18 protein-coding genes are annotated in these 19,766 nt (G+C 42.2%); 11 read left to right on the top strand and 7 right to left on the bottom strand.

From position 1 onward, the window contains the following. Positions 1 to 1,029: 1,029 nt before the first annotated feature. From RM049_RS29785 to RM049_RS29775, 3 genes are read left to right on the top strand one after another with little or no spacing between them, the layout of a single operon-like run. Complete coding sequence (locus RM049_RS29785; protein ID WP_322706727.1) at positions 1,030 to 3,594, top strand: GAF domain-containing protein; 2,565 nt, start codon at positions 1,030 to 1,032, stop codon at positions 3,592 to 3,594. After that, positions 3,588 to 4,037, top strand: coding sequence for a response regulator (locus tag RM049_RS29780; RefSeq protein ID WP_292814634.1), 450 nt, complete (start codon positions 3,588 to 3,590; stop codon positions 4,035 to 4,037). The genes RM049_RS29785 and RM049_RS29780 overlap by 7 nt, the downstream gene beginning before the upstream one ends. A 5-nt stretch (positions 4,038 to 4,042) precedes the next feature. Next, the gene (locus RM049_RS29775; protein WP_322706739.1) at positions 4,043 to 6,325 is read left to right on the top strand and encodes a response regulator; all 2,283 of its coding nucleotides are present in this window, start codon (positions 4,043 to 4,045) and stop codon (positions 6,323 to 6,325) included. 325 nt (positions 6,326 to 6,650) lie between these two features. Here RM049_RS29775 and ychF read toward each other — a convergent pair whose 3' ends face one another. From ychF to yidD, 3 genes are all read right to left on the bottom strand, one after another. Continuing rightward, positions 6,651 to 7,742, bottom strand: coding sequence for a redox-regulated ATPase YchF (ychF, locus tag RM049_RS29770; RefSeq protein ID WP_322706726.1), 1,092 nt, complete (start codon positions 7,740 to 7,742; stop codon positions 6,651 to 6,653). Between the two features lie 45 nt (positions 7,743 to 7,787). Then, complete coding sequence (locus RM049_RS29765) at positions 7,788 to 8,015, bottom strand: hypothetical protein (protein ID WP_322669727.1); 228 nt, start codon at positions 8,013 to 8,015, stop codon at positions 7,788 to 7,790. A gap of 194 nt (positions 8,016 to 8,209) precedes the next feature. Beyond that, positions 8,210 to 8,446, bottom strand: a complete 237-nt coding sequence (yidD, locus tag RM049_RS29760; protein WP_012412579.1) for a membrane protein insertion efficiency factor YidD — start codon at positions 8,444 to 8,446, stop codon at positions 8,210 to 8,212. A 61-nt stretch (positions 8,447 to 8,507) separates the two neighbouring features. On the opposite strand from yidD, the gene RM049_RS29755 reads away from it, so the two are divergent. Further along, positions 8,508 to 9,233: an SEC59/DGK1/VTE5 family protein gene (locus tag RM049_RS29755; RefSeq protein ID WP_322706725.1), complete on the top strand. Its 726-nt coding sequence runs from the start codon at positions 8,508 to 8,510 to the stop codon at positions 9,231 to 9,233. Positions 9,234 to 9,509: 276 nt separating this feature from the next. On the opposite strand, the gene RM049_RS29750 is transcribed toward RM049_RS29755, so the two are convergent. Continuing rightward, the gene (locus tag RM049_RS29750; protein ID WP_322687684.1) at positions 9,510 to 9,887 is read right to left on the bottom strand and encodes a hypothetical protein; all 378 of its coding nucleotides are present in this window, start codon (positions 9,885 to 9,887) and stop codon (positions 9,510 to 9,512) included. Positions 9,888 to 10,016: 129 nt separating this feature from the next. Here RM049_RS29750 and RM049_RS29745 point away from each other — a divergent pair, with 129 nt between their 5' ends. Then, the gene (locus RM049_RS29745; protein WP_322660809.1) at positions 10,017 to 10,205 is read left to right on the top strand and encodes a hypothetical protein; all 189 of its coding nucleotides are present in this window, start codon (positions 10,017 to 10,019) and stop codon (positions 10,203 to 10,205) included. 300 nt (positions 10,206 to 10,505) lie between these two features. Here the strand turns inward: RM049_RS29745 and RM049_RS29740 are convergent, their stop codons facing one another. Next, on the bottom strand, positions 10,506 to 11,408 hold the full coding sequence (locus RM049_RS29740; RefSeq protein WP_322706723.1) for an alpha/beta fold hydrolase: 903 nt from the start codon (positions 11,406 to 11,408) through the stop codon (positions 10,506 to 10,508). 469 nt (positions 11,409 to 11,877) lie between these two features. Between RM049_RS29740 and RM049_RS29735 the strand changes: the two genes are divergently transcribed. The 5 genes from RM049_RS29735 to RM049_RS29715 all read left to right on the top strand — a co-directional run bounded on the left by RM049_RS29735 (position 11,878) and on the right by RM049_RS29715 (position 15,563). Continuing rightward, positions 11,878 to 12,432 carry a thioredoxin family protein gene (locus tag RM049_RS29735; protein ID WP_322706722.1) on the top strand — a complete coding sequence of 185 codons (555 nt, stop codon included), beginning with the start codon at positions 11,878 to 11,880 and terminating at the stop codon, positions 12,430 to 12,432. A 71-nt stretch (positions 12,433 to 12,503) separates the two neighbouring features. Next, positions 12,504 to 13,232 (top strand): UMP kinase, encoded by a 729-nt coding sequence (gene pyrH, locus RM049_RS29730; protein WP_322669722.1) that lies wholly within the window; start codon positions 12,504 to 12,506, stop codon positions 13,230 to 13,232. Next, positions 13,219 to 13,767, top strand: a complete 549-nt coding sequence (frr, locus tag RM049_RS29725) for a ribosome recycling factor (RefSeq protein WP_322660513.1) — start codon at positions 13,219 to 13,221, stop codon at positions 13,765 to 13,767. The genes pyrH and frr overlap by 14 nt, the downstream gene beginning before the upstream one ends. Before the next feature lie 194 nt (positions 13,768 to 13,961). Then, positions 13,962 to 15,083: a geranylgeranyl reductase family protein gene (locus RM049_RS29720; protein ID WP_322706721.1), complete on the top strand. Its 1,122-nt coding sequence runs from the start codon at positions 13,962 to 13,964 to the stop codon at positions 15,081 to 15,083. 54 nt (positions 15,084 to 15,137) lie between these two features. Then, entirely contained in the window at positions 15,138 to 15,563 is a 426-nt protein-coding gene (locus RM049_RS29715; protein WP_322706720.1) for a hypothetical protein, read from the top strand. Positions 15,564 to 15,581: 18 nt separating this feature from the next. On the opposite strand, the gene RM049_RS29710 is transcribed toward RM049_RS29715, so the two are convergent. Further along, the gene (locus RM049_RS29710; RefSeq protein ID WP_322706719.1) at positions 15,582 to 16,139 is read right to left on the bottom strand and encodes a Uma2 family endonuclease; all 558 of its coding nucleotides are present in this window, start codon (positions 16,137 to 16,139) and stop codon (positions 15,582 to 15,584) included. Positions 16,140 to 16,261: 122 nt separating this feature from the next. Between RM049_RS29710 and lysS the strand changes: the two genes are divergently transcribed. Further along, positions 16,262 to 17,785 (top strand): lysine--tRNA ligase, encoded by a 1,524-nt coding sequence (lysS, locus tag RM049_RS29705; protein ID WP_322706718.1) that lies wholly within the window; start codon positions 16,262 to 16,264, stop codon positions 17,783 to 17,785. 218 nt (positions 17,786 to 18,003) lie between these two features. Here the strand turns inward: lysS and purF are convergent, their stop codons facing one another. Then, on the bottom strand, positions 18,004 to 19,503 hold the full coding sequence (purF, locus tag RM049_RS29700; RefSeq protein WP_322687677.1) for an amidophosphoribosyltransferase: 1,500 nt from the start codon (positions 19,501 to 19,503) through the stop codon (positions 18,004 to 18,006). Between the last annotated feature and the right edge of the window lie 263 nt (positions 19,504 to 19,766).

The raw sequence follows: 19,766 nt of genomic DNA, 5'->3' as shown, positions 1-19,766 counted from the left end.
GGCTAATGTCGAAAATTAACCATTATTTAATACTTAGTCTTTGGATTTATTTGATTTGATGAATGGATTCAACAGTGTTTCAGTAAATATAGATAGTCAAAAAAGTTTTCTTTCTTATCCTGTCGGCAAATAATAAAATAGGATTAAGCAGATTTACTGCAACAAGAGTGTAATTCTTGAGCAAAAATTCAACCTCAGCGAAATCACCACAACTCAAAAATTGAGCGATTATTTAGCCGTATAAATACGTACTTAAAGACTAATAACTTAAAAAGTGGAGTAAAAATATACTTCAGGCTACTCGCTTTTGTCTGCAAATTTGATACATTTGCTGCTTTCTAGTAGAGTTTATTTATACATCCGGAGTAGACTGATTGAGCTAATTGAGGATACCCTTAGCCATGTATTGGAAATACTAGAGCGATATCTCACAATTAGCCGCTGTGCATTAATGCTGATGTAGATAAATTTCGCATTAATGTAAAAGCCAGTTTTCCTGAGAATTTCGACACAGTAAAAGACGATCGCATCGACCTAGAATGGTTTAGTGCGACTGGTAAATTACTCCGGTAAACTCACTAAATCTCTTATGTCTAATAACTAAATCTAATCATGCACAGTAAATACAATTAGTCCTAAACTTGTCTACATTAGGATTAGGGCGATGTCTACGACGGACTACGCCTACGCAATAAATTTGTGGCGTAGACAGGCAGTGGTTGATAAAAGCTTGTTGAAAAAGTTGTAAAGTATACTTAAAACCCCTCTTCAAATTTCTCCCTGAAACGGAGCGAGACTTTGAAACGCCGATTATCTTGTAGGCAAAGGGGGCTGGGAAAGTTAGGCTTTTAAGGCTTAGATGTTACGAAAAATACTTTTCAAACATCCTTTAAGAATCGCTTTTAACAAACTTTCCTGAACAGCCAAAGGTGAGGAAAGTATTAAGAATTATTAAAAAAACTTAAGCTATTCTTGAGATAATCATGTTGCTGACTGGATATAACATTTAGATTTTTTTAAAAAAAGTTAATGAAATTTAGACATATTGATACAGAAATAGCGAGGTTAGAAGCCCTCCGCCAGTATCAAATTCTTGACACAGAACCCGAAGAAGCTTATGACAATCTTGCTCGGTTAGCGGCCTTTATTTGTGGCACTCCCATATCCTTGGTAAATTTTATTGATGAAAACCGTCAATGGTTTAAGGCAAAAATAGGTTTAGATGTATCAGAAATGCCCCGGAGTGTTGGATTATCTTATCTTTGCCAAGAGCAGCGTCATGTTGTTGTGGTTTCTGATACCCTAGCTGATGAAAAGTTGGCAAGTAATCCGGTAGTAACTGGCTATCCATATATACGGTTTTATGCAGGTGTACCCTTAATTACTCCGAAGGGAGATATGTTGGGAACTCTGTGCGCGATTGACCAAGTTCCACGACAACTAAGCCAAAAACAAGTGGAGGCATTTGTGGGTTTGAGTCGCCTGGTAATTGACCAACTCGAACTCAGGCGTCATGTAAGTGAGGTATCTAAAGTTACCGAGAAACTAGTGGCACACGAGCAAGCAGCCCGCGCCCAATCTGAAGCCGCCAAAACCCGCATCACCAATCTTCTCGAAAGTATCACTGATGGTTTTTTTGCCCTAGATCAAAAGTGGCAATTCACCTATATTAATGGTCAAGCAGAACGGCTGTTGCAAAAAACTCACAATCAGCTTTTGGGTAAAAATATCTGGGAGGTGTTTCCAGAAATTATCGGCACAACATTTGATTGTGAATATCGCAGGGCAATCTTAGAACAGGTTAGTGTCGAATTTGAGGAGTTGTATCTACCACAGCAGCAGTGGCTTAAAGTTCATGCCTATCCAGCTAAAGACGGCTTGTCTGTTTATTTTCAAGATGTTACTGAACGACGGAAAACAGCAGCAGCACTACGAGAAAGTGAAGAACGTTGGCAATTAGCATTACACGGTAATAATGATGGTATTTGGGATTGGAACCTCAAGACTAATGAAGTGTTCTTCTCAACTCGATGGAAGGAAATGCTCGGCTATAAAGACTACGAAGTTTCCAACCATTGGGATGAATGGATAAAACGAATCCATCCCGATGAGCGAGATTGGGTACTTCAGGCTTTCCAAGACCACTTTGCCAAGAAAACACCGTTTTACGTCTGTGAATATCGAGTCCAGTGCCAAGATGGCAGCTATAAATGGATTCTAGATCGAGGACAGGCACTTTGGGACGCATTGGGTGATATAGTGCGGATGGTTGGTTCTTATACTGATATCACAGATCGCAAGCAGGCAGATGAAGAATTAAAGCGGCAAAATCTGCGATCGCAACTATTTGCCGAAATCACCCTGAAAATTCGAGAATCTTTACAAATAGATGAAATTCTTCAAACCACTGTCACAGAGGTACAAAAACTACTACAAGCTGACCGTGTATTAATTTTTCGACTGGAACCTGACGGTTCGGGAACAGTGGTACAAGAGGCAGTGCTGCCTGGTTGGCCGGTAATTCTAGGAAAAAATCTTTTTGACCCCTGCTTCAAAGAAGACTATATAGAAAGATATCGCCAGGGAAGAGTAAGCGCCCTTGAAGACATTGAATCTGCTCATATCCAACCATGCCATCGAGAATTTCTTCAGCAGTTTGCTGTCAGGGCTAACCTTGTAGTGCCGATTATTGTCAGGGAGGATATTTGGGGCTTATTGCTAGCTCATCAGTGTAGCGCACCTCGACAGTGGAATCAGTTTGAAATGGATTTGTTACAGCAATTAGCGAACCAAATTGGGATTGCTTTATCTCAGGCAAAACTATTAGAAAAAGAAACCCAGCAAAGTCAGGAACTTACTCGTTCTAATGCGGAATTAGAACAGTTTGCCTACGTAGCTTCCCATGATTTGCAAGAGCCATTGCGGATGGTAACTAGTTATTTACAATTGCTGGAGCGGAGATACAAAAATCAACTGGATGCCAATGCGGATCAGTTTATCACCTATGCAGTAGATGGGGCCAGCCGGATGCAGACCCTAATCAACGATTTGTTAAACTATTCCCGCGTCAGCACCCGTGGACAGCCTTTTGTGCCAGTTGATTGTAGTGTTGTCTTAGAACAGGTGCTTGCTAATCTTCAAGTGGCGATCGCAGATAGTAAAGCAGTTGTCACTTATGATATTCTACCTGAAGTAATAGCCGATCCTACCCAATTAACACAAGTATTTCAAAACCTGATTGCCAACGCGATCAAATTTTGCGATCGTCAACAGCCATTAATTCACATTGGAGTAAGTAAGAGAGATACAAATATATTAGATGGAAAAAATTTAAATTTTACCCCCTCGGAGGATGAATGGTTGTTCTGGGTGCGTGATAATGGAATTGGTTTGGAATCCGAATATAGTGAACGTATTTTTATAATTTTTCAGCGCTTGCACGGTAGAGACAAGTATCTAGGTACTGGAATTGGTCTGGCAATTTGTAAGAAAATTATCGAACGCCACGGTGGCCGGATTTGGGTTGAGTCGAAACTGGGTCAAGGCTCGACTTTCTACTTCACAATTCCAGATAGAGTAGGTAAGCAATGGTAAACACCATAACAGCGATTATGCCTATTGAGGTTTTGTTAGTAGAGGATAATCCTGGCGATGTCCAACTTACACGCATCGCCCTAGAAGATAGTAAAATCTCAATTCATTTAAACGTAGTCGAGGATGGTGTAGAGGCAATGGCATTCTTGCGAAAACAGGGAAAATATGCTAAATTACCTCATCCAGATATTGTACTGCTCGATTTTAACCTTCCGAAAAAAGATGGACGAGAGGTATTAGCAGAAATAAAAGGAGATGAAAACCTCAAACGAATTCCTGTAGTAGTTTTGACTACTTCCCAGGCTGAAGAAGATATCCTCAAAGCCTATAACCTTTTTGCTAACTGTTATATAACTAAGCCAGTAGATTTCGATCAATTCGTTAAAATTGTCCAATCAATAGAAAATTTTTGGTTTGCGATCGTAAAACTGCCACCGGAGTAGTGGAAATGGCAGGTAAAAATATTATTAAAGTCTTGTTAGTAGAAGACAACCCTGGTGATGTCTTATTGTTACAAGAGTTATTCAAAGAAGTTACCACAGTTATAGTTGAGTTGATGCCCGTTGAACGGCTTTATGAAGCACTCAACTACTTAACAAACGAAATTTTTGATGTAATTTTGTTAGACCTCTCGCTGCCAGATAGCCAGGGATTACAAACTTTTGTCATGGCTCATAATCAGGCAAAAGCAACTCCAATTATTGTGCTGACGGGTATAAATGATGAAACCCTGGCAACTAGGGCAATGCAAAAAGGAGCGCAAGATTATTTAGTGAAGGGGCAAGTAACTGGCGACTTGCTGGTGCGATCTATGCGTTATGCCATCGAACGTCAGCAGGCAGACAACGCACTGCGGCAGAGTGAGGAGCGATTTCGGGTTGCTCTGAAAAACTCTCCAATTTTTGTCTATAACCAGGATAGAGATTTGCGGTACACCTGGGTTTACAATCCGCCATCTGGATTGACAGTTGAGAAAATATTGGGCAAGCAAGACTTAGATATCGTCCCAATAGAAGATGCTCAACATCTAATCGCAATTAAACGTGGAGTGTTGACTACAGGCATCGGAACGCGAGAAGAAGTATCAATTACCATCAAAGATACAACGCGATATTACGATTTAACTGTCGAGCCACTACGGAATGAAACCCAAGAAATTGTTGGAGTGACATGCGCCAGTATAGATATTAGCGAACGACAAGCTGCATTACGCGACCGCAAATTGGCACAAGAAAAAATTCGCGAACAAGCAGCATTACTAGATGTCACCACAGATGCTATCTGCGTCCGAGATTTAAACAATCAAATTATCTTCTGGAATAAAGGTGCAGAAACACTTTACGGTTGGCAAGCTACAGAGGCTTGGGGTAAAAATGCTAGCGAACTTTTGTATGACGAACCTTCACCGGAAATTGAAGCGGCTCTATTGCAAGCTATTAGTAAAGGGAAGTGGCAGGGCGAATTAACAAAACTTACTAAAATGAACAAAGAAGTCCTTGTGGCTAGTCGTTGGACTCTGGTATGCGATGAACAAGGAAAACCCAAATCAATTCTCACCGTTGACACAGATATTACCGAGAAAAAGCACCTAGAAGCCCAATTATTTCGCGCTCAACGCCTGGAAAGTATTGGCACTTTAGCTAGTGGTATTGCTCACGACCTCAACAACATCCTGACACCGATTTTGGCAGGAGCGCAACTGCTACCGCTAAAATTTCCTAATGCAGATGAGCGGACTCGTCATCTCCTAGAAATTTTAGAAATTAACGCTAGACGCGGTGCTGATTTAGTCAAACAGGTACTTTCCTTTGCGCGGGGTGTAGAAGGGAAGCACATCACTTTGCAACTCAAACATATAATTGTGGAAATTGCCAAGATTCTTAAAGAGACCTTTCCCAAATCGATAGAAATCAGCACTAATGTACCGCAAGATTTGTGGATGGTTTCTGGAGATAGTACTCAACTGCATCAAGTGCTGATGAACCTCTGCGTTAACGCCCGCGATGCTATGTCCAATGGTGGTACTTTGAGTATCTCTGCCGAAAATATGTTGATTGACGCAAATTATGCCCGCATGAACCTAGAAGCCAAAGAGGGGCCTTACATAGTGATTACTGTCTCCGATACTGGAGTTGGGATTCCGAAACAAATGCTAGATAGAATTTTTGAGCCATTCTTTACTACAAAAGATGTCGGACAGGGCACTGGTTTAGGACTTTCCACGGTATTGGGAATCGTTAAAAGTCACGGAGGTTTTGTAAATGTGTATAGTGAACTGGCAAGTGGTACTAGCTTTCAGGTTTACTTGCCAGCAGTGGGGGGAATAGAAACACGCAACCCCGAAAATTTGCCACCACAGACAGGACATGGAGAATTGATTTTGGTTGTCGATGATGAAGCCGCCATTCAAGAGATTACGACAACATCATTAGAAGCTTACAACTACAAAATCTTAGTTGCCAATGATGGCATTGAAGCGATCGCACTATATGCTCAAAATAGAGACAAAATTAGTGCCGTTCTTATGGATATTATGCTGCCCTCACTGGATGGTTTAACAGCCATACGTACCTTGCAAAAAATTAACCCCCAAGTCAAAATTATTGCCAGCAGTGGACTTATGTCTGACAAGAAGCTCAGTGCAGTAGTAGCTATTGGTGTCAATACGTTTTTGTCAAAGCCCTATACTGTTAACGAATTATTGCTTTCTTTGCAGAAAGTACTATCATGAATCAAATGCTTACGTAAGTATACTGTTAGCTGTGAGTACAAAACGCTGCTTTATTAAGCGGGTGCAAATTGCTTGGATTTGATATGATTGAGCATCCGTTAACAGACTTATTTTACCGATACTCACAGCTTGGCTATATTGTGGGTGGAAGTAGCTATTAGATTTGCAGGATTGCTGGTTTATTTGCGTAGGCTTTGCCCGCCGCAGGCATCGCCTTGCATATTTTTATGCACATTATACAATATTTGTCAATTTATTTATGGCGATCGCAACTTAGTGTAAGTTGACCATTATTTTATCGATAACGGCCACTCATTAATTACCCCTACACATTAAATCGGAACAACATTACATCTCCTTCCTGCACAACATACTCTTTCCCTTCACTGCGAACCAACCCTTTTTCCTTCGCCGCATTCATCGAACCTGTTGTTACCAAGTCTTTATAGGCAACAGTTTCGGCGCGGATAAATCCCCGCTCAAAATCACTGTGGATTACACCAGCAGCTTGAGGTGCAGACATTCCCGCATTAATTGTCCAAGCGCGGGTTTCTTTAGGGCCGGAGGTGAAATATGTCCGCAAACCTAAAAGCGTGTAAGTTGCCCGAATCAATGATTTCAAACCGCCTTCTTCCACACCCAAAGACGCAAGAAAATCAGCTTTATCTTCCTCTAGTAATTCCACTAATTCAGCTTCAACTTGAGCCGAAACTATCACAACTTGGGCATTTTCTGTTGCTGCAATTTGCCGCACTGTTTCGACAAAATGATTACCAGTAGCCAACTCATCTTCAGATACATTGGCAGCATAGATAATTGGCTTATAAGTAAGCAGTTCCAATCCTTTAATAATTACTGCTTCTTCTTCATTCAAGCTTACCTGACGCACCGATTTACCTTCATTTAAAGCCGCAGCTAATTTTTCTAAGACTGTGATTTCAAACTGTGCATCTTTGCTAGTACGAGCTAGTTTACGAGTGCGGTCAATTCGCCGTTCAATTTGTGCTAAATCTGATAAACCCAGTTCTATATTAATGATTTCAATATCTCGCGCTGGATCAACAGAACCAGCAACGTGGATAATATCGTCATTCTCAAAACAACGTACCACATGGACGATCGCATCAACTTCCCGGATGTGGGACAGGAATTGATTCCCTAATCCCTCACCCTGACTAGCACCTTTAACTAAACCGGCAATATCGACAAATTCAACCCGCGCCGGGATAATTTGTGCCGAACTGGCAATCTTAGCAAGAACATTTAACCGTTCATCCGGTACTGCGACAACGCCGACATTCGGTTCAATCGTGCAAAAAGGGAAGTTAGCTGCTTCAGCTTTGGCATTAGCAACTACAGCATTAAATAAAGTAGATTTTCCGACGTTGGGAAGTCCGACAATTCCGGCTCTTAGCATTTTGGATTTTAGATTTGAGATTTTGGATTACATTACCAAGTTAATCTAAACAGGTTCCGGTATGGTTTGGGGAATTGTCCCTGGAACCGTCTGAGGAATGGGAGCAGGTACTGGTTCAGGTACAGGCCCCGGTAACGGTTGAGGAATCGCTGGCCCCGGTACAGGTTCGGGACTAGGTAGCGGATTCGGCTCAGGATTGGGGCTAGGTAGCGGACTCGGCCCAGGAGTAGGAATTTGTGGTTCAGGTATAGAAATCGCAGTAAAATTAATCATCGTAAGTCTAAATTAAATTATTTAACCTTCCCACGCTAGATGACAACCTCATCTGTTGACATCTCCCCAAATAGCTATACCCACCAACACATCCTTTAATAATTTACCCCTCTTCTCATTCTCCGCGTCCCTCTGCGCTTCCCTTTGCGCCCCTTTGCGTTTAAAATCCAACCTCAATTCCCCACCGCACAAAACTACTCCTCCTTCACCTTTTCCACCACCTCTGGCACTGGATCGTAACCACCCGGATGAAACGGATGACAGCGCAAAATCCGCCGAGTTGCCATCCAGCTACCACGCAACACACCAAATCGTTCAATAGCTTCAATAGCATACATCGAACAAGTTGGTTGAAAGCGACAAGTTGGGAGAAACAACGGCGAGATAAACATTCGGTAGCCCCGAATCAGCCAAATAAATAATAATTTCATTGCAGCTACCCAAATCTTATAAATTAGTAACAGGGGTAAAACTTTTCATTTTGTCGCATCTTTGTTAATTACATTTTCTGACTTCACCTCAATTCCGGTTTTCTGGCTGCAAATTGCGTTGGCTTTGCCCGCCGAAGGCATCGCTGCAATCTGGGTGTTACTCATCCTCCTGATTGCAGGGGTGGTAAACCGCTTTGCCGACAAGCCAGAAATCGTGCGGAAGATAGTTCATATAGGCACTGGTAACGTGATTTTAATCGCCTGGTGGCTAGATATTCCCGCCAGCGTAGGGATTACAGCTTCTATTTTAGCGAGTGCAATCACCTTATTATCCTACCGATTGCCGATTCTTCCTGGTATTAATAGCGTTGGACGGCAAAGCTTAGGGACATTTTTTTACTCTGTTAGTTTCGGTATTTTAGTTGCTTGGTTTTGGTACTTGCAACAACCCCACTACGCAGCACTCGGAATTTTAGTAATGACTTGGGGAGATGGATTAGCAGCCTTAATTGGGCAACGCTTTGGTAAACATAAGTATAAAGTTTTTGGGACAGAAAAAAGTTGGGAAGGTTCCCTAACTATGATGCTTGTTGGCTATGTTGTCAGTAGTTTGATTTTAGTTGGAACTCAAGGAAACAGTTGGCAAACTTGGGCGATATCCCTGATAGTGGCAGTTATAGCTACGGCTTTAGAAGCTGTTTCATTTTTGGGTATTGACAATTTGACAGTTCCTTTAGGTAGTGCAGCCCTTGCCTTCTTTTTAAGTAACTTAGTTTTGAGTTACTAAATTGCATTGAGTACTATTCCTAATTGAGCAAATAAGAGATAGCGCCAAAAATTCATCCTTAGTACTTTTTTAAACGCAGAGGAACACAGAGTTAAACGCAAAGGTACGCAGAGTTTTGCCAAAGTTAATTCGCTATAAATTAAAGAAATGTTGTACTTAGTTAATAAAAATAGTACTTTTCAGTTGAGTCCAATACGGGTAAGCAAGTTTGTAGTAAGGACTTTAGTCTTTATTTTCTAAGTACTAAAGTCGTTACTACAAATCTTCAAAACTAATTTACTGGTTTAGTAGTCCGATCGCAATTTCAAGATACATCTTAGCCTTGTGCAAGTTAAGCAAGCTTTCTTGGTCGTATCTGTCAGGGTAGCTCATAGCCTTTCCTTCCATTGTCAGCTTAATCAGCGCCGCTTGCTCATCTGTGGGTGAGTTCATCTCATCTACTACACCTTCAAGAAATTGAATAACGCTAAAACCTGGTGACTTCAACCCTCTTCCTTGCCTTAGTTGCGCGAGTCCTATCTGTGGGAATGCCATTAAGGTAACAATCCAACTGGTCTTGTACCCTCCGTTCCCAGTAGGCTTCAATCCGTAACGCCTACACAAGTCTCTCAATTCAGCAATAGTTTTGATTTCGAGTTCTGACCTTGTGAACATAAAATAGAGTTACCTCTTGTAAAAGTGGTATCGGTGGTGAACTTGTTTTGTAGACTGGGTATCGCCACCGATATAAAACTCTATTCTAATGGTTTCGTTTGTCTCAAGCTATATTTACATCTCTCAATAATGCCTAATCCTAAAGGAAACCCTCAAAATTTTGAACCAGCGCAACCAAAGGGAGATAAGCCATTAACTGACCAATTGAGTTTTAGAGTCTCTAAGGAAATGAAGGAAGAGGTAAAGGCTAAGGACGATCCTCCTGAATTTTGTCGCCAAGCTATCCAAAAAGCACTAGATGAAGATAAGAAGAAGTAGTTATACCAATTTGAAAAAAGAATGGGACAAATAGACTCTTTGTAGAGACGCGATTCATCGCGTCTTTACCCAAGGATGTGTTGCAATCATTAATTGAATTGGTATTAAAAGTTTTTGGACTAAAACTTCAAGAACTATAATAAAGCCCTCCTATTAGAGAGGGCTTTATCGCTAAGTCAAACTCTTAATTTAATTAAGACCATAGTCCTATTGCCAATTTTTCGTATCGGCTCAATTAACAAAAAATAAATCTTTTTGATTATATTCAACACCATCCATTACGTGAAAATTGAGCCGAGTTTATGACTGCGATCGCTCCAAAATCCAATCGAGTAAAATCGGATTGACTAACTCCGGCGCTTCATCCTGCGGACAATGGCCTACTCCCTCTAAAGGAATAAACTTTTCTACTTGCCCAAAGTTAGCTAATTCTCTCCCTAACTTAATTGGTTCCCACGGATCGGCTGTTCCCCACAAAATAATCGCCGGACACTGTAATAGTGGCAAAAGGTCTTCAGGTAATGGCCCTGTAGAATAAGAAGTAAAGGCAAGAAACACAGCCCCAGCCCCCACATCGCTTGCTGGTGACATCAAAATATCTACCAACTCATCTGTCACCATCTCAGCATTTGCATAAGCTTGTAGCAGAATTTTCCGCACCGTTTTCGGTTTGGCGAGTTGATTGAAAAAGAAATCACCAACTGGTTTGATGGATAACAGGCGTTGCAGTAGAGGCGCTCCGTAACGACGAGATAAAGGTAAAGTTTCCCGTTTGCGATCGTGCAACAGCCGTAAAGAACAGTTGAGTAAAGCAACTCCCAAGGCAATATCTGGGTTGCTTACTGCTGCTTGCATGGCGACAATACAGCCAATGGAATTTCCGACTAAAAAAGCTGGCTCACCCACTACTTCACGGCAAAAATCTGCTATTTGTTGTCCCCAGGTTTCTAGAGTATAGGCAATTTTTTCACCAGGTTCAGGTTTTGCGGAAGCGCCAAAACCAATTAAATCGATCGCATAAACACGGCAATTTTCCGCTAATACCGGAATATTTTTTCGCCAGTGCCACCAAGAAGCACCAAATCCATGCACCAGGACAACAGCTGGCCCAGTAGTTCCTTGGGTTTGGTAACAGATCGGAAAATCTTGCCAAATCCAGGTTTTTGTAGAGTTAAGTGCTGTTTTTGAACTTGAGGTTGTCATGGGAAATTTGATGTAAAGAATGCTAAAAGCTTTTTAGCAGCAAAGCACAAGTAAAATTGTTTTGAATTTGCAGAAAATTTATCAGATTTTCAAAATTAATCCTTTGCTCTAGTGATAGCCTATACATATACCACAAAAGCTTCTAGGCTGAATAATCCTAGCATCAAGCTGATAATTTTATCCAGTATAGAGAGTTTTCATTTTATTGATAGAGGTAATTTCCTCACAACTGAGATTATGTCAGTATTAAAAATCATAACGTTTCTAATATGAGTAATATTTGGGCTATTTTTTAGATGTGAGTGAATTAGCATCCATGCTAGATTCAGTAGTTTCACAATTTACGATCGCAAATTTGGTCTATAAGATTGGCGAATATGAGGCATCGGCTAAGGGGTGGTTTGCAACTGGAAACTGACGCTGAATTTAACAATATTTTTCTTGTTCCTAGTTCTGCGGGCCAGAAATCATGAATCTACTAGAAACAATTGATACTCCCGTTGGGAGCTACGCACCAGATTTTGAATTGCCAGGAATTGATGGTCAAGTACACCATCTCAGGCGTTATCTTGAGAAGTTCCGAGCAGTCGGCGTTATTTCTATGTGTAACCACTGCCCTTATGTCGATCGGTATTTAGGCAGACTAAAAAACATTCAAGCCGAATTTGCCCCCAAAGGCTTCACACTAATTGGACTCAATGGTAGTAATGTTGACTACGACACTAGGTCAAGCTTTGAAAATATGAAAGCTTTTGCCCGACATCACCAGTTAAATTTCCCCTACCTGTGGGACTCAACGCAAGATGTGACCGGTAGTTTCGGCGCAACAAAAACACCAACAGCCTTTCTCATAGATACTAACGGTATAGTCCGCTATAAAGGTAAAATTGATAATCATCCCCAAGAACCATTACCAGTGGGAGAGGATTATTTGAGAACTGCGATCGCTTCTCTGTTTAAAGGTGAAGAAATAGCCATACCACAAACAGAACCAGTAGGTACTACATTGATTTGGCGTAACTAGACATAGATAGTCCCTGTAACTGTTATCTTAAATTGGAGGCAATTGCAACTTTTTTGATAAAGCGTAACTTCATGGGAACGAATTACCGACGGGTTTTACTCAAACTGAGCGGTGAAGCCTTAATGGGCAACATGGGCTATGGCATTGATCCAGAAGTAGTCAAAGGAATAGCACAAGAATTAGCAGAGGTGATAGCCACTGGTACTCAAATCGCCATAGTTGTTGGCGGCGGCAATATTTTTCGTGGCGTTAAAGCAGCGTCGGCGGGGATGGACAGGGCAACCGCTGACTATATCGGGATGATTGCCACGGTAATGAATGCCATGACGCTGCAAGATTCGCTAGAACACATAGGAGTACAGACGCGGGTGCAAACCGCGATCGCTATGCAAGAATTAGCAGAACCATATATCCGTCGTCGTGCCATCCGTCATCTTGAAAAAGGACGGGTGGTAATTTTTGGTGCTGGTTCTGGAAATCCCTTTTTTACTACAGATACGACTGCGGCATTAAGAGCAGCAGAAATCGATGCTGAGGTGATTTTTAAAGCCACCAAAGTAGATGGAGTATATGATGCCGATCCTCATATTTATCCTGACGCCAAGCGTTACAATAGCTTAACCTACGCGCACGTTTTAGCCCAAGATTTGCGGGTGATGGATAGTACTGCGATCGCCTTGTGTAAAGAAAATAATATCCCAATTCTGGTATTTGACCTAACGGTGCGAGGAAATATCCACCGAGCAGTCTTGGGAGAATCCATCGGCACCCTTGTGGGAGGTTCTTGTGAAATTAGCTGAAGCTGAAAGTACGATGCAAAAAACCGTTGAGGCAACTCAACGAGCTTTTAACTCGATTCGCACTGGTCGCGCCAATGCGAGTCTATTAGATAAGGTATTGGTGGACTATTACGGTTCGCCTACTTCCTTGAAATCACTGGCAAATATTAGCACGCCAGATGCTACGACAATCTTAATTCAACCCTACGAGCGCAACACCCTAAACATCGTTGAGAAGGCTATTTCCCTCTCAGATGTGGGTTTAACACCTAGTAACGACGGTTCTGTAATCCGGTTAAATATTCCGCCCTTAACCAGCGAACGCCGTAAAGAATTTGTCAAAATGGCATCCAAGTATGCTGAAGAGGGTCGTGTTGCTATTCGTAACATTCGCCGCGATGCTATAGACGCCATTCGCAAACAGGAGAAAGCCTCTGAAATCTCCAAAGATGAATCAAAAGACCAACAAGACAAGTTGCAAAAATTGACAAATGAGTATACTGCCAAAATAGATGCACTGTTGGCAGAAAAAGAAAAAGACATCACGACTGTTTAAAGTCTCAAGTCTTAAGTATAAAGGCTGAAGGATAATGGATAAATTCTTCAGCCTTTATCATTTCTTAAGTTATTGCATAAATTCTAGAAAAATTGATCGAGTAAGTAAGTAGACATGAATAATTAAAGTAGGAACAATTCATCAATTGCCCCTACTCAATAGAAAATAAACTAATTCTGGAGCAAAAATTCAATATGTACGACTGCATCATCGTCGGCGCTGGGCCAGCTGGTGGAACAGCTGCATATCATTTAGCCAAACAAGGTCGCTCAGTATTAGTGTTGGAAAAAGAATCTCTGCCAAGATATAAACCTTGTGGTGGTGGTGTATCTCCAGCGATCGCTCAATGGTTCGACTTTGATTTTAGCCCAGTAATTTCTGTAAAAGCCGACTCCCTTCGCTTTACCTGGAATTTGGGCGACCCTGTAGAAGCAAAAATCGCCACCAAAGAACCAGTCTGGATGGTGCGACGAGATATTTTTGACCATTTCCTAGTGCAGCAAGGGCAAAAGCAAGGAGCTGAACTACGAGATAATACGGAAGTAACGGGTATTGAGTTTCAAAGCGACTATTGGCAAGTTAACACAGCTAATGGCTCGGTTACAGGTCGCTACTTAATCGCAGCTGATGGTGTCAAAGGGCCAATGGCAAAATGGCTAGGCTTCAAAGATCGTAAACGCCGTTTAGCAGGAGCTTTGGAAGCAGAAGTGGCCGCGGAAGTCAAGGATAAATCGACAATTCATTTCGAGTTTGGCTTGGTGAAAAACGGCTACATTTGGAATTTTCCAAAAGCTGATGGTTATTCCATTGGTGTCGGTACATTTGTCGGCGGCAAACCGCAGGATTTTAAGAAAATTTTAGATGAGTATGCGCGATCGTTTAATGTAGATATCAAAACTGGCAAGCAATATGGCTATCCTCTTTGCTTGTGGGATGGCAACCAAAAGTTGCATACTCAAAATGCAGTTTTAGCTGGGGAAGCAGCTTGTGTAGTCGATCCGATGACAGCAGAAGGCATTCGCCCGTCAATTTTTAGCGGTTTAATTGCAGCAGGAGCCATTAATGAAGCACTTTCTGGTGATACCAACGCTTTAGAAAAATATAGCGAAGCCATTAATGAAGAATGGGGTACTGAAATGGCTTGGGCGCAAAAATTAGGTGGAGCATTTTATCGCTTTCCTAGCATTGGCTACAAAGTTGGTGTTAAGCGTCCTTCCGGTGCGAAAATCATGGGTAAGATTCTGTGTGGAGAACTGCGCTATGGCGACGTTGCCGGTCGTGCCATCAAGCGTTTAATTCCTGGTTTTGGGACTTGAGCAACTTGTTAAAGTAAGCAAACTTCCGCCGCAGTGTACTAGATATTTCTCAATATGGCAATTTACTTGACAAAACGGCTATCTGTGTTAGCTAATATTCTTGCTCTTGTCCTCTTCATACCGGGAATTGCCTTAGCTGCACCCGTTCAAATCAATACTACTTCTGGTATTATTTTCGCCCAAACTACCAAAGCTGCAAACTACTCCACATTGTTGGAGATTAACCTGACTCCTTTACAGCGTCAAGAACTCCAGGCTGTGCGTCAGAGAAGAAATAGGGAAATTGAGGCAGTGTTAAACTCAGCCCAACGTGCCCAACTTACTCACAATCTCCGGGCTGGTAATAATATCAAGCAAGCTTTAGAAAAATTAAATTTACAACCAGAACAGCAAGATTTTGTAAAGGCGATCGTGCAATTTACTAACTTGAAAATGAAGGCTATTTCATCTAGGCATTTGCTAAAAACTGGACAGAAGTAAAAGTTTGATTTGTAAAAGTTATGGAAACATTTGACTAATCTGGACTTCAATTTCTGGAAAGGCAATCAGGGATAACGTTGCATCCTCCTGCAAAATAAATTCAAGATTGTAACCTTTCAAACCTAGTTTGCGGAAAACATAAACCTGACGCTGATTCACATCCAAAATCCAGTAGTCAGTAATTCCTGCTTTCGCATAAAGAGGCGCTTTTTGTTTACGGTCTGTTTCTAGTGTTGTATCCGCTACCTCAATGAGTAAAAAGATTTCATTCGGTGCGGGATGGCGATCGATATACTTTCGCGCATCAATCTGAACAACAGCAATATCTGGCTCAGGTTCCGAGTATTCGCTTAACTGAATCGGATCTTGCACCCGAACTAAGGCAACTTCTGCTAGCAGCCGCTTAAGATAATCAGATGCACACAGCGTTGTCGCTGCATGGGGAGGATTTTTGGCGCTCATCGGGATAACTTGCCCGTTAATCAGTTCTACCCGTTCATCCTCTGTAATAATACCCGTTTCAAACATCCGGTGATATTCGTTTACAGTCCACAGGCGCACTCTAGTTTGTGTCATTGGATTTCCTTTAGCGATACCTACGGTGGGCTACGCCTACGCACATCACTTTTAGGCGATTATCTTTTACTCTCAACTTTGGCAGCATCTATAATTAATCTTGCCCTATTTAGTTCGTTACCATGTCGGAAGAAGATATCCGAGCCGCAAGGCTGGAGAAAGTAGAACAACTCAAGCAGCTAGGGACTAACCCTTATGCCTATCGTTGGGAATCTACCCATCATGCAGCGCAGTTGCAAGAAAAATTTGCCGATTTATCCAGTGGCGAAGAAGTCGATTTGGAAGTTGCCATAGCTGGACGCATTATGGCGCGTCGCGTTTTCGGTAAACTGGCTTTTTTCACCTTGCAAGATGAAACCGGTACAATTCAGCTTTATCTGGATAAAAATCGCATCCAAGAAAGCATGGCAAATATTGATGCTGATGCCTTCAATCATTTAAAACAACTCACAGATGCAGGCGATATCCTGGGAGTTAAAGGTACTATTAAACGGACTGAAAAGGGCGAGTTATCTGTCTACGTTAAACAATATACTATCCTCACGAAATCCCTGTTGCCCCTACCCGACAAGTGGCATGGATTAACGGATGTTGCCAAGCGTTACCGTCAGCGCTACGTTGACTTGATTGTAAACCCGGAAGTACGGCAAACTTTTCGCCGTCGCGCTCAAATTACTGCTGGTATTCGTCGTTATTTAGAAGAACGGGATTTTCTGGAAATTGAAACGCCAGTTTTGCAAAGTGAAACTGGGGGTGCAGATGCGCGTCCATTTATCACCTACCACAACACTTTAGAAATGGAGTTGTATCTGCGAATTGCCACAGAACTCCATCTCAAGCGGTTAATTGTGGGTGGTTTTGAAAAGGTATTTGAGTTGGGGCGAATTTTCCGCAATGAGGGAATTTCGACTCGACACAATCCCGAATTTACGACGATTGAAATTTACCAAGCCTACGCCGACTACAACGATATGATGGCGCTGACAGAAGGGATTATTACTACTGTCGCCCAAGAGGTACTCGGCACATTAGAAATCACCTACCAAGGGGAACCAATAGATTTAACACCACCTTGGCGGCGGGTAACAATGCACGATTTAGTTAAAGAATTTACAGGCTTGGATTTTAATTCGTTCCAAAGTTTGGAAGAAGCAAAAACAGCAAGTAAAAATGCTGCTATTCCTGGTATAGATGAAGCTCAATCAATTGGTAAGTTACTAAATTTAGCCTTTGAAGAGAAGGTAGAAGCCAATTTAATTCAACCTACCTTTGTAATTGATTACCCTGTAGAAATTTCGCCCTTAGCAAAACCCCATCGTTCTCAACCTGGTTTGGTGGAAAGATTTGAGTTATTTATAGTCGGGCGAGAAACTGGGAATAGTTTCTCAGAACTTACCGATCCCATCGACCAAAGAGAACGTTTAGAAGCACAAGCGGCGCGAAAAGCTGCTGGTGATTTAGAAGCCCAAGGTGTAGATGAAGACTTTCTCACCGCTTTGGAATATGGGATGCCGCCTACAGGTGGTTTAGGGATTGGGATCGATCGCTTGGTGATGTTATTAACTGATTGTGCCAGTATTCGGGATGCGATCGCTTTCCCTTTACTCAAGCCAGAAAAATCAGAATCATCCCCAGAAGAATCCTAATCTTACACCCCATTCCTTAATCCCCTCCTCGCTTGCGGGGCTACAGTGTACACACATCCTGTCAATTAAGCCCAAACCTTGGATTTACCCCCCTTAATCCCCCCTTGCAAAGGGGGGAAATCCGGTTCTCCCCCTTACCAAGGGGGAGTTAGAGGGGGTGAGAAGGACTTGTGTGTACACCGTAGCTTTGGCGGGGTGGGGTTCTTCTGTTAAAGCCCTTATACCACTACCTTTTCTAAAATCAGCTTAGAACGCTTCACTTGCTCAGGAATCACCACAGGATAATCTCCGGTAAAGCAGGCAGAACAGAAACTATTGGTGTCTTCTCGTGTCGCTTCTAGCATTCCTTCCCAACTCAGATAGGCAAGGCTGTCTACTTCCAGCTGCTTGGCAATTTCTGCTACTGACTTGGTAGCAGCAATTAGCTGATCCTGAGAATCGGTATCGATGCCATAGAAGCAGGGATGAGTTACAGGCGGAGACGAAATTCGCATGTGTACCTCTACTGCACCTGCTTCACGCAAAGTTTTGACTAGTTTACGGCTGGTAGTACCCCGTACAATCGAGTCGTCTACAATAATTACTCGTTTACCTACCAGTACATCTTTGAGGGGGTTGAGTTTCATCCGCAGACCCGATTCCCGCATGGTTTGGGTTGGTTGAATGAAGGTTCGCCCAACATAGCGATTTTTAATCAGTCCTTCGCCGTAAGCGACACCAGACGCTTGGGAAAATCCAATAGCAGCAGGTATACCAGAATCAGGAACACCAAAGACAATATCGGCATCTACAAAAGATTCTTTAGCTAGCTGGTGTCCTAATCGCATTCGATAGCTGTACAAACTCTCGTTGTGCATGACGCTATCAGGGCGGGCAAAGTAAATCATTTCAAAGATACACAATTTCCGCTCAGATTTTTGACTCCAATGATAAGAAGCTAAACCTTCTTCAGTAATCCAAACTAATTCACCTGGTTCTACATCTCGCAGATATTCGGCTCCAATGATGTCTAAACCACAAGTCTCGGAAGCCAAAACGTAACGGACTGGATTACCTGCCAAAGTGCCGATTACTAACGGGCGGATTCCATTAGGATCGCGCACACCCATAACGCCGACGGGAGTGCCAATAACTAAACTAAAGGCTCCTTGGCAACGTTGAAATGCCTGAATTCCACCTTCTAGCCAATCAGCGCCCGTATCTATGGCTTCTGCGATCGCAAAAGCGATCATTTCTGAGTCTGTTGTTGTCACTAAGTTACATTTATTCTCAAGCAACTCTTGACGTAGTTGCACAGTATTGACTAAATTACCATTGTGTGCAAGAGCTATTGAACCTAAACGGGTTTCTAGTACTGCGGGTTGGGCATTAACTTTGCGGCTAGAACCTGTGGTGGAATAACGAGTGTGACCAACAGCAAGACTACCAGGCAATTGATCCAAGACAGATTCATTGAAGACTTGAGACACCAAGCCCATATCTTTATGGAGATGTACCTTTGTCCCCTCAAAAGTGGCAATACCAGCTGATTCTTGACCCCGATGCTGGAGGGCATACAATCCAAAGTAGGTCAGTTTAGCAACGTTTTCTCCTGGGGCGTAGATGCCAAAAACACCACAAGCTTCTTCTGGCTTGTCAGGTTGATTTTCATGACTATTGATTGGGTTGTTGGTCTGGTCGGGGTATTCATCCGAAGTGACAGAATGAATAGAAATCATGCTAGCTTTGCTCCTGGTGGGGGGGGGTCAATCAATTTTGGATTTGAGACTTCGGCTACGCTCAGTCGAACGATTGACGATTTTGGATTGATCGCACCGTGTAAAGATGCGGCTTGGGATTTTAGAATGGCTATTTTAGATTTTTTGCCCAGTAAGAGCAAGATATGAACTAGAAGCAACGCCCCTAATCCAAAATCTAAAATTCAAAATCTAAAATTGGTAGTCAGTCACTGGGATTATTAGATGGCTGGGGAGTTCTTAAC

It is taken from the genome of Nostoc sp. DedQUE04 (genome assembly GCF_034530995.1).
GTDB lineage: Bacteria > Cyanobacteriota > Cyanobacteriia > Cyanobacteriales > Nostocaceae > Nostoc.
This window is presented reverse-complemented; position numbering and strand designations above follow the sequence as displayed.